This window comes from Aridibaculum aurantiacum (genome assembly GCF_017355875.1).
Taxonomy (GTDB): Bacteria; Bacteroidota; Bacteroidia; order Chitinophagales; family Chitinophagaceae; genus Segetibacter; species Segetibacter aurantiacus.
The window spans coordinates 1,274,655-1,286,718 of record NZ_JAFEWC010000001.1 but is presented as its reverse complement, the minus strand read 5'-3'; the positions used below and the strand labels follow the sequence as shown (position 1 = coordinate 1,286,718).

At 42.6% G+C, this 12,064-nt stretch carries 7 protein-coding genes; 2 read left to right on the top strand and 5 right to left on the bottom strand.

The annotated features are described in order from the left end of the window. Positions 1–84: 84 nt before the first annotated feature. The 4 genes from J4N22_RS05235 to J4N22_RS05220 form a co-directional block, all read right to left on the bottom strand. Entirely contained in the window at positions 85–999 is a 915-nt protein-coding gene (locus tag J4N22_RS05235) for a bestrophin family protein (RefSeq protein WP_207492642.1), read from the bottom strand. A gap of 14 nt (positions 1,000–1,013) precedes the next feature. Next, positions 1,014–1,538 carry a hypothetical protein gene (locus J4N22_RS05230; protein WP_207492641.1) on the bottom strand — a complete coding sequence of 175 codons (525 nt, stop codon included), beginning with the start codon at positions 1,536–1,538 and terminating at the stop codon, positions 1,014–1,016. 103 nt (positions 1,539–1,641) lie between these two features. Further along, complete coding sequence (locus J4N22_RS05225) at positions 1,642–3,009, bottom strand: sensor histidine kinase (RefSeq protein WP_207492640.1); 1,368 nt, start codon at positions 3,007–3,009, stop codon at positions 1,642–1,644. Then, positions 2,993–3,712 carry a response regulator transcription factor gene (locus J4N22_RS05220; protein WP_242692061.1) on the bottom strand — a complete coding sequence of 240 codons (720 nt, stop codon included), beginning with the start codon at positions 3,710–3,712 and terminating at the stop codon, positions 2,993–2,995. Before J4N22_RS05220 ends, J4N22_RS05225 begins: the two co-directional genes overlap by 17 nt. Positions 3,713–3,871: 159 nt before the next feature. On the opposite strand from J4N22_RS05220, the gene J4N22_RS05215 reads away from it, so the two are divergent. After that, on the top strand, positions 3,872–4,333 hold the full coding sequence (locus J4N22_RS05215) for a nuclear transport factor 2 family protein (RefSeq protein WP_207492639.1): 462 nt from the start codon (positions 3,872–3,874) through the stop codon (positions 4,331–4,333). Between the two features lie 16 nt (positions 4,334–4,349). On the opposite strand, the gene J4N22_RS05210 is transcribed toward J4N22_RS05215, so the two are convergent. Further along, positions 4,350–5,114, bottom strand: coding sequence for a hypothetical protein (locus J4N22_RS05210; RefSeq protein ID WP_207492638.1), 765 nt, complete (start codon positions 5,112–5,114; stop codon positions 4,350–4,352). A 197-nt stretch (positions 5,115–5,311) separates the two neighbouring features. Here J4N22_RS05210 and J4N22_RS05205 point away from each other — a divergent pair, with 197 nt between their 5' ends. Beyond that, complete coding sequence (locus J4N22_RS05205) at positions 5,312–12,013, top strand: PKD domain-containing protein (RefSeq protein ID WP_207492637.1); 6,702 nt, start codon at positions 5,312–5,314, stop codon at positions 12,011–12,013. The last annotated feature ends 51 nt before the right edge of the window (positions 12,014–12,064 follow it).

The window sequence follows — 12,064 nt, the reverse complement described above, 5'->3', positions numbered from 1 at the left end:
GCGGAGGCCACCCAAATAGGTAGCCTCCTGTGTGGATAGAAGAAAGGATTTATAGTCAGTGGTGTTCCAAAAAAATTAGTGTAATTAAAGCAGGTAAAATTGTTTTTCTGCCTTGGCTGCTTCTGCTGCATAGCTTTCATTTACCATTTGTACAAGATCACGCTCAATGGTGCTACAGATAGCGGTCATTGGCGTATCGGTTGGTTTATTTTCAAATGGATCCTGCAGGTGAATAGCCATTTTTTCGATGAGGAAGAATATAGCAGCTATAGCTACCAATGCTGGTATTATGAAATAAACACCAAACACTTCTATCAATGAAAAAGGTAACAGCATAAAAAACACAATGAGCGAGAAGTGAATGTACAAGCCGTAAGTAGCAGGAAATACGGTATTTTTTATACGTTCACATTTACCCATAGAATCGCATAGGCGTGTCAGTGTTTTATCTATCTCAATTTGCTGGTACGAGTTGATCCAACCGTTCTCCAATGCCTGCTGAATATCGTGTCCATGAAGCTCTAACAATGCATTAGGTATGTGTGTATAATTATCCATGTGCTGCATATCGCGTTTTACCAAAAACTTGTGCATACCTATTAGTGGATCTTGCGTACGCAATGTTCTGCTAAGCGTATAGCACCATGCAATTTGCCGCTTAATAAACCGCTGTTTGAAGAAGAAAAATTCTTCACCCTGGTAGGCTTCTTTACTCAAAGTTTTTATTTGCCTTGCAAGTGTGCGGCTATCATTTACTATAGCTCCCCAAACAGTACGGGCTTCCCACCATCGGTCATATGCCTGGTTCGATCTAAAGGCAAGTAGCAAGGATATTACTGTACCCATTACCATTGGTACACCTATCGGCAATGAAAAGCTAGACAGATCTACTACATGGTATAGAATAGCAACGCCTGCAGCGTATAATGTCACTATCAGCAACTCAAACTTGATCTTACCTAAAATATATTTAAGTGGAATATTTTTTCTTAAAAGCATAATTGTTTTTCCTTTTACGGATAGGTAACACTAGCCTGTGCGGGTTGCTGCACGGCTGGTTCTTTTTCCTCGTTGTTATTCAGAAGTGCAGAAAGAATTTGATAGTCAGAGAATGCTTCTCTATGAAGTGGAAGTTGCACTACAGGAACATTCACTTTAGTAAACAATTCTATTGAATTAGCAGACTGCTTGAGCGGCTGATTGTACTGATAATTCTGCAGCAAATACACCTTTTCTATATTGGCTCCCTGCAGGAAAAGATTGAGGTAACGACGTGTAGTACAATAGATAAACTTGAACTTGATAGTTTCAACCTCAGCTGCATATTTTTTACGCAACATTTGCAATGCTTCAGTAAAATGAGCAGGCACTGCATCATACGGCTCTTCCAGGTAAAGCAGGTCGCTGATAGAGGTAGGCAAATGAATGGTGTGAACTACAATTATAGTTGGTTTTTCATCTTTCGAATCTTTTACAATATTGTGGATTGGCCACAACGACTGAACCGACAAATCTGTAGGCAATAGCACTTTCTTCATAGTTGGTGATTTTGATGTAAAACTGTATCACCAACGTTAAGATGAGGTAAGCAGCAGGTAAGACCTGTATAAAAATGTGGTAAGAAAACGGTAAGAAAATATTCTAATTCTTTTTGCTAAGTGGGATCTTTACTACCACTTCAGTCCCCTCCAGCTCTTTAGATGCAATATGAATAGTGCCATTGTGCAGGTTGATTATGTTTCGTGCAAGTGGCAAGCCTATACCATAACCTTTGGAAGTACTTACATTAGAAGCTCTGAAAAAAGGATCGAATATATGCGGCATATCCTGCGTCGGTATACCTATCCCTTTATCCTTAATAATGAATACAAGATGCTCATCTGTAGAAGCTATAGCCACTGTAACCGTTTTACCATTAGAATATTTACATGCATTCAGCAGTATGTTTGAAAGGCATAATTCCAGCAAGCGAAAGTTGCCCCGCACCATTAGTGAATGCAGGTTGGCAGGATGAAGACTATTATCTATTTCAAGATTACAGGTAGGATAAATACCCAGCGCCACATGCTGTACATTCTCCATTAATTCTGCCACTTCCACATCTTCAGATGATAGATTGCCGGTGAAGCCGGACTGTGCAAGTTCCAATAAGCTTTTTGTGATGTTGCGCAGCTTTTCTGCTTGCTTCAAAATCACATCCATTGCCTGTCGATATTCCTGTGTATCACGAGGCTTAGCCAGGGCTAGTTCAGCTTCACCAATAATAGCTGTTAGCGGCGTATTCAGCTCGTGCGATGCATTGCTTACAAAATTATTTTGTGTTTCAAACGAGGTTTCTAACCTGCTGAGCAAGCTATTAAAAGTATTGGCCAATTCAGTGATCTCATCTTTGCCTTCTTTTATTTCAAGGCGCTTATGTAACGACGTAGCATTGATGTTGTTTACATCTTCCATTATTCGCCTTATGGGTTCTAAAATTTTACGACCAAATATGTAGCCTACCGTAAAAATTACCAGCGTAGAAATGAGATTAACTGTGATGAGTATATTCCGGAGATTGAGCAAGAAATTTCTTGCATAAGTATGTTCTGCAGAAATAATTACTGCATAAATCCTGTTGGCGTAGTTATAACGCACCCCCCTAAAGAAATGGTAGCGATCCCTATGAGAAGCTGACCCTTTATCGATGAGGTCGTGGTAAAAAGAAGTCGGCACGGTCAAGGCAAATGTATCTGATACCTGTAACAACGAGTCCATTGGCACAATGTATTCCAACTCTTCTGGAAGCCTTTCAAGGTGCTCGTTCCTTACCTGCTCGTAAGCCTGTGTAGTAGCCTGGCTACCTTCAAAATTTGCTTTGGCTGCAATGGTAGCACGCAGTTCAAGCCTTGTATAAAAATCCTGGAAAGCTCTTTCGTTAGCAAAAAAGTAAATGGCACAACTTAAACCAATGATAATACCAGTACATAAAAGTGTAAATAACAAAGCAATTTTAAACTGGATCTTCATGCGCCACTTCTTTTAAAACATATCCCATTCCCACTACAGTGTGAATGATCTTTGAATGATGATTATTCTCTAATTTTTTTCTCAGGTAATTGATATAAACATCCACCACTTTTGTATTCATGTTGAAGTCATAACCCCAAACATGTTCCAGCAGTTGCATCCTGTTAAGCACTCTCCTCGGGTTTCTCATCATATACTCGAGCAGCCTGAATTCAGTAGCTGTAAGGTCTATCGGCTCATTGTTCCGCACCACTGTTTTTTCATCAGTGTTCAGTTCTATATCGGCAAACTTAACCACATTAGCAGGAACAGGGCTGCCGGCTGTGGTACTTGCCGGAGATAAACTTCTTCTTAATAATGATCGTATACGCGCTTGCAGTTCTGCCAACTTAAAAGGCTTTGTCAGGTAGTCATCAGCACCGCTATCCAAACCCATCACTATGTTGTCAGTTGTGCCCAATGCGGTAAGCATCAGGATAGGCGTATTCAAACCACTGTTCCTGCAATGTTTACAGAGTTCGGTGCCGCTAAGCCCGGGCAGCATCATATCAAATATGAACAGGTCGTACGAGAACTTATCGATGTAATCCACAGCTATGCTGCCGCTCATAACCACTGTCACTTCATAATCCTCTTCTTCCAGTGCACGCTTTGTAAATGATGCAACATCAGGTTCATCTTCCACCAATAGAAATTTCATCATTCTCAAAAAATAATCGGGTAAAAATAAAGTAATAGAATTTGTTGTCTAAAATGATCAACCCGCAGCAGTAGCCTTACTATAAAATATTATTCTTCCACTTATCAGAAAGTGCTCTATCCTGCAGTTGTTTCTATCTTAGTTTCAGCCAAAATCTACAACATGTTTAAAATATTTGTCACACTGTTTGTCATCATTGCTTTTCATACAAATGCGCAGGAAAAAAAGGTTGCACCTACATCTCCTGAGCTTTATAATAAAATAGCTGAAATGGACAGTGTGTTGTTCGATGCCTTTAACAAACAAAACATGCCAAAGTTCAAATCGATGTTCACCACTGATCTTGAATGGTTCCAGGATAATGGCGGACTACTATCTTACAAGACCGTCTTCGACAACTTTGAAAACATGTTTAAAAGGGAAAGCAAGTTGACACGTGAGCTGGTACCCGGAACGCTGGAAGTACACCCAATAAAAGATTATGGTGCTATACAAATTGGCAAGCACCTGTTCAGGCATATGGAAAATGGCAAAGAAGAAACAGGAACATTTAAGTTTCTAATGATCTGGCAAAAGAAGGATGAACAGTGGAGAATATCCAGGGTTATCAGCTACGATCATTAACAGCAGAACTTATTTGTTACTTATTGATATAGTACCAGGGAATGTGAAACAACCCTTCCTGCCGGTCTATCTCCACAAGTTCACCCGGCTGCAAAGCATTGTACTGGCTGTAGGAAACGCTGATCTTTTCAATATCATGATGATGCCCCCAGGGCGCGACCTTTACATAGTAACTGGTACTTCGTCTACCTCGTGATATATGTTTGTCCAGCACTTCAGTGTAATATACTTCTGGCTCCGAGTCATCAAAAACACAGTTGACACCATAGGTAGCAGCAAAGCTAAACAAGCATACATTAAAGAAAAAGGAACAGTATATCCACAACTTATCCGCGGCAGATTGGATCTGTATTTTATGCGTAATAAGTACCAGTACCAGCATCATCAGGGATGCCAGTACACCAGGAATGATCAAACTGTAAAAGCTTTCAAATTCATAATTCCTTAGCACATGAATGAACAGTACAATGGCAGGAAAATCTATAAAATCAGCTACATCATATTTATTCGATCCGTCCTTGTCTTTTGTTATTTCTACCAAACTTGCAATACTTGGTCTACCGGCAAGGCCATTAAGAAACAACCCGAATATGGGCAGGCCTAACATTATTACGAACAACGGCTTATAAGGGTAAGGAAATACAAAGAACCATATAGACACGCCTATAGCTATCCATTCCAGCCAATCCAGTTTATGAAATGTTAGCTTACGACCACCCTTTCCATTGGTATGCGAGGTTGACCGGGTTCTTGGTTTCCGGATTCTTTTCTTCGATTTCAAGCAGTTGTAAGATTGGTACCAAAAATACCTGTTGAAATGATATAAAAGCTCTTGCTGTTTCAAACGCCTGCAACTACCGATTTGCATCGTTAGGAGGTAAAAAATCGTCCATTGTTGAAAGATTTAAATATACCTATACCAAGGTATTGTTTAAATTGGCTTAATAAATCAATTTACGCCCAAACCTCTAACTGCTAATGGGAAGTCTGACAGGTAGTATAAAAAGCTATCGAAAGGGAGCGTGCACCTCATTGTACCAACCTGCCATATATTTTTTTCTAGTTCTTATTTTACAAGCATCTTTTCAAGCAAATGCACAGGTAGCTCCTGGCATCCGCGCCAATGGCAGGGTAATGAACAATGGCGATACGCTCAACATTTGTATCGGCAGCACAGTCAACTACCAGAGCACCGCAGTAAATCCAATTACAGAATGGAAATTGAAATTGGGTACACCGGCCACCTATGCCGGAGCAAACCCGGGTATTGTCACTTACAATACTGCGGGCATTGACAGTACCATTCAAAAGGTGATCAATGGGTTGGACACTGCTACTATGTTTTTCTTCATTAAGGTAAATGACCAGAAGCCTGTTCCTGATTTTACTTTTGCACCCAATAATGAATGTGGTAATATACCTGTGATGTTCAATAGTTCAGGTACGGTAAGTAACGGCGATCCGCTCAAATACCTCTGGACGTTCGAACCAACTAAAACAAGCACTGCTGCCAACCCTACCTACCAATTCTTAAATGCAATAGGCGCTTCGGGAACTTCTACATACAATGTAAAACTGGAAGTAACCAATAGGTTCAACTGTACACAGTCTGTTACCAAACCAGTAGTCATCAAAAATGTACCTGATGCATCGCTGGGCAATCCTGACAACCAGGTAACATTTGGAAACTTCAATGGCGTCCCAACTTTCAGGCGCTGCGCAAATATGGGATCGTACGTGTTTCAATTCATGAATGCCTCTACTACAAGAACCATCAACACAAAATATACAATCAACTGGGGCGATGGCTCTCCTGATTCAGTGTTCAACACATGGGACCCAATCAATATAATAACCCATCCTTATACGCTTGGACAACATACGCTCACATTAACGGTAGAAGGTAGTACGGGTTGTATAGGCATCAAGAAGTATATCATCTTTTTAGGAACAACACCAGCTGGTGGTTTCAATAGTCCAGGTAATGCGAGTATCTGCGCACCCAGTGCCCTCACATTCGGCATCTCTGGCTACGCCAACAATACACCAGGAACAACCTACTCAATAGCCATCAACGATGGAAGCCAGGGCATTGTTTACCAGCATCCGCCACCCGATAGCGTAACGCATGTTTTTGGCAACGGCTCGTGCGGTTTCTCCAGCGGTGTTTACGGAAATGCATTCAGTGCTACGCTCAACATAGAAAATCCTTGTGGCCTCACCAGTGTGAACGTTATTCCTATTTATGTTTCTACACGGCCACGTCCAAATTTTGCCATATCGCCTTCGCAAAATGTATGTACCAATACAACGGTCACCTTCACCAATACCAGCACATCTGGAAGTACGATAACACAAACCGGCGGAGGAAATTCAAATTGTAATTATGTAAATAAGCAGGTATGGTCCATTTCTCCGGCAACAGGTTTCACCATTGCATCCGGTTCCATGGGAAGTATCAATGGCTCTCCCACAAACAATCTTTTATGGACATTAGGCACCTCGCAATTGGGTATCCGTTTTACTGCTGCAGGAGTTTATACCATCAAGATGTATGTGGGTAATGATCTATGCGGGCAGGATAGTATTGTAAAAACGATCTGCGTAAGAAACCCTCCGGTTGCAGCTTTTACCTTACCAAAGAAAAGCAGTTGTACCAGTGATACGATCAACATCACCAATACATCACCTACCGGTGGCTGCCTCGGCGACTCTTATTTTTGGGATGTTGCTTACTCCGATGCTTCTGGATGTAATACGCTTACAGGCCCTTCGCATGTGTTTGTAAATAACACAAGCAGCTCCACTAAAAATCCTTCCATTCGTTTCATTAAACCAGGGCGCTACATTATATCCCTTACAGTATCTGCAATAGGCACAGGCTTTACCTGTACACCGGCTACCATACGAGATACGTTTTATTTAAAAGCCAAACCAAAGGTGAAGATCAATCCTATAAATGCAGTATGTATAGGGAACGATATTTTGCCGACGGCGGTTGTTACAAATTGTTATGCAGACTCTGCTGCTGCATATACGTGGACGTTTAGCAATGGTACTCCTTCCACATCAAACCTGGCTGTTCCCGGCGCTGTTAGTTACAGCCAGGTCGGCTCCTATCCTATTATACTTGATGTAAGCAATGAATGTGGACTAACGTCTGATACAGTAACTGCACTTATCACTTCTACTCCTGCAGCAAATGCTGGACCCGACACAAGTATTTGTAGTGGTGTACCAGTAAAATTTGGAACAACCGGTACCGCCGGCTTAACCTATTCATGGTTACCTGCTACGGGATTGAGCAGTGCCACTGTTGCATCGCCAACAGCTACACTTTCTTACACAGGACCAAGTGCTGATACTACTTTTACCTATATACTTACGGTAGCTGCAGGTGCTAATTGCAGCAGCAAAGACACAGTAGAAATATTGGTGAAGAAAAGGCCTATAGTTGCTACCTCTCCTAGCGCAGCAACCATTTGCGCTGGCGATAGTACTACTATTGCTTCTAGTGGTGCCAGCAGCTATTCATGGGCACCAATTACTGGTATACAGGTAATAACCACAGACACTATAAAAGCTTCACCTGCTACCACCACCACATATACAGTTACCGGTACTGCCGCCAATGGTTGTACAAATACAGCTACAGCTACAATTACGGTTGTTCCTTATCTCAATGTTAACGCAGGAGCAGATACTACCGTTTGTAACATCAGTACCGCAATACAACTAACAGGCTCGCCGGCAGGTGGTACATGGAGTGGACATAGTTCCATTTCAGCTACAGGTATTTTCAATGCCGCTACAGCAGGAAATGGAAGCTATACGTTATACTATACAGCAGGAAATAACAACTGTAACAAAACCGATAGCATGGTAGTTACAGTTATTGATCCGCCTGTAGCTAATGCAGGTGTTGATACCACTGTTTGTCAAGCTACCACAGCTATTCAGTTGACCGGTGTACCTGCCGGCGGAAGATGGAGTGGCAGCCCATTGGTTACAACTACCGGATCATTCACGCCTTCTACTCCCGGCATATACACGCTTATTTACACGATAGGTGGAGGCTCTTGTATAGGAAGAGATACAGTGCTGGTAACAGTAATAGGTGGCATCATCAATAACAACATCAATGCTGACCAACAGATCTGTACTGGTGCACAACCTGCAACCATTGTAGGTTCGACAGCTAGCGGTGGAAATGGTGCACCTGCATACCAATGGCAAAGCAGCACCGACAACATTAACTGGACTAACATAGCAGGTGCAACAAATACAAACTATACACCTGGCACTCTTACCACTACCACATGGTATAGAAGAATAAGTACCACCCAACTTTGTGCAGGACCGCAAGCCAATACCAGTAACGTGGTGAAAATAACAGTGAACCCTGATGCCAGGGCTGAATTCAATCCTACTGCTACAGTTGGTTGTGCACCCTTTTTCATCAACAGCACTGTGATAGGATTAGTTCCTTACAACGATAGGGTGATCACCTACAACTGGTATGTGAATGGCAACTATATTGGCAATGGCCAAACCTTCCCTGGCTACACCATGAATACCCCTGGTGACAGTGTAACAATCAAGTTGGTAGCCATCAGCTTGCATGGCTGTAAGAACGATAGCATGCAACATGGTTTTGTTACAGTAGAAACACCAGCACCAACTTTTACTCAGAGCAACAACATCGGATGTGGACCGCTTACAATTGACTTTACAAATACAACTGCAAATGGACCACGTTATACCTACATCTGGAACTTTGGACAAGGCCAAACAAGCACTTTACTTCAACCATCTTCTATTGTATTCCCTACTAATCCGCTTAATGGCGATACAACCTACACCGTAACATTAAAAGCTATATCAGCTTGTGATACCATTACAACTACTAGTTCTGTAACAGTAAGAGCAAAACCACGTGTTCTGTTTACACCAGATAAAACTGTTGGTTGCAGCCCTATGCGTGTTACGTTTAGCAATACCAGCAGGGGCAGCAATGTTACCTATACCTGGCATTTTGATGATGGCACTGCTCCCCTTACCACTAACAACCCTAGTGTACAACATACATTTACCACAGGGGTAAGAGATACTTTTTATGTAAAGCTGGTAGGCACTAATGATTGCGGTTCCGACTCGTTAGTATATGCCATCATTGCTAATCCTAATTCTATACAACTGGATTTTGCTGTAAATGGAAACCAGCGGTATGGCTGTGCACCTCATACAGTTGAATTTGTAAACAACACCACCGGCGCCAACAGCTTTGTCTGGAATTTTGGTGACGGCGGCACTACCACAACCAGCAATGGAATTGATACCATCCGCTACACTTATACTACTGCCGGAAACTTCAATGTATCGTTGTATGCTTCTAACAGTTGTAATGATACTACTGATTTTGAACCCATCACTGTAGAGCTGAAACCAAACGTTAATTTCATTGCAAATCCATTGGTAGCATGCGTTAGTGATACCATCCGTTTTACCAATACCAGCGACAACAACATTGGTTATGCATGGAAGTTTGGTGATGGTAAAACATCTGTAGCGCGCAATCCTACTACTACATACGATGCAGCAGGCACTTATAGGGTTTGGCTGGTTGGAAGCAAGATTTTCCCGCAAGGGTTCGGCTGCTCCGACAGTGCGTTTGCTGATATCCTTATTCGTGATACGCTGGCAGGATCATTTACAGCAAGCGATGTTGCAGGCGGTTGTATTCCTTTCACTGTAACTTTTAAAAACGATAACAGGCCCTCTACCTTCACCACATGGAATTTTGGCGATGGCAACACAGCTACCGGCGACAATGTTACGCATACCTTCACTACGCAAGGTTCTTATACAGTAACCATGATAAGCAAAGGACCCGGCGGTTGTATTAACAAAGCTGCCAAGCTTGTTACTGTTACGTCGCCTGCAGGCACCATGAACTACAGGAGCGGCTATGTATGTCCTGGCAATGCTGTCCGCTTCGAAGTTACTGCTACCAATACTGCACAGATCAGGTATGTGTTTGGAGATGGTACTATTGTGACAACGCCAAACAATGTTGTTTTCCATCAATACACACAGCCGGGCGTATATGTACCGCATGCATATTTAATAGCCGGCAATTGTGAGAAACGAATAGCAACAGGTGACACGATTCGTGTGGATGCCATCAAAGCAGGGTTCACCGCACAGATGCAGCAATCATGCGGCAGGACAACGGTTCAATTCAACGATACCTCACGTGCCTATTTTGGTATAACAAACTACCAATGGCTATTTGGCGATGGCAATAGCTCAACTCTTCAAAATCCTACGCATACCTACACGCAGAATGGCATCTATCACATCAGGCTGGCCATTACCGGGCGAAGCGGTTGTGTAGATACAGTTACTGTTCCTCTATCTGTCATCGTTCATAATTACCCGGCAGCAGTAATTGGAGGTGATACGATGGCTTGTACTGGCCAGCAAGTGAATTTTGTTGCACTGGTTCAATCGCAGGATTCGGTCATCAATTACAACTGGAGCTTTGGCAACAATGTAAATGGCGCAGGTAAAAATGTAACTACCTTATACAATGCGCCAGGCACTTATACAGTTCGTCTTATCACCACCACTATCAATGGATGTGCAGACACATCACTGGTACAGGTAAGGGCGAATGTTTCGCCAGTGGTAGCCGCTGGTGCGGATGTTCGCATCTGCCGTGGGCAAACAGCACAGCTGAATGCTATAGGTGCATCTACATGGTTGTGGAACCCGCTGCAGGACCTTAGCTGTTCTACGTGTCCAAACCCGGTTGCCAATCCGCAATTCACTACGCAATACGTTGTTACCGGAACAAACATCTTCCAATGTAGTGCAACAGATACTGTATTGGTAGAAGTTGTACAACCTTTTGTACTAACACTTTCACCTAACGATACTATTTGCACAGGACAGCAAACGCAGCTGTTTGCAAGTGGCGCTTCACGGTACCAGTGGAACCCGATTGCCGGCCTTAGCAGTGGCATAGTAGCCAATCCTATTGCCAATCCTATGGTCACAACTGAGTATACAGTTACAGCACGTGATCCATTCAATTGCTTCCAATCTACAGCTAGTGTGATTGTAGCTGTGGGTGAATATCCTACCGTGAATATTGGAACAGGAACTACTGTAGTAGCAGGTACGCAATTACAATTTGATCCTGTTATCACTAATGGTCCTATCCGCCGCTATACGTGGACACCTACCACAGATCTAAGCTGCACCAATTGTCCAAAACCAATAGCCACAATCAACAACAACATTACCTACAAGTTGGAAGTTGAAAACATCTATGGCTGCAAAGGCAGTGACACGATTGAGTACAAGATCCGCTGTGAAGAAGAGGCGCAGGTATATATACCAAACGCATTTAGCCCCGATGGTGATGGCGTAAATGACATTTTTATGGTAAGAGGCAAAGGCCTTGCACTGGTGAAATACTTCAGGGTATTCAATCGCTGGGGGCAACTGGTATTTGAGCGCAGCAACTTCAAAGCAAATGATCCATTAAGTGGTTGGGATGGCAGGGTGAATGGAATTGCAGCAAATGCAGATGTTTATGTGTACACTGCTGAAATGGCTTGTACCGGTGGTGATGTATATGTGAAGAAAGGAAATGTAACGCTGGTGAGGTGAGAGAAGTAAAAAGTCAAAATGCAAAATGCAAAACTTGATCAGTCACTCAAC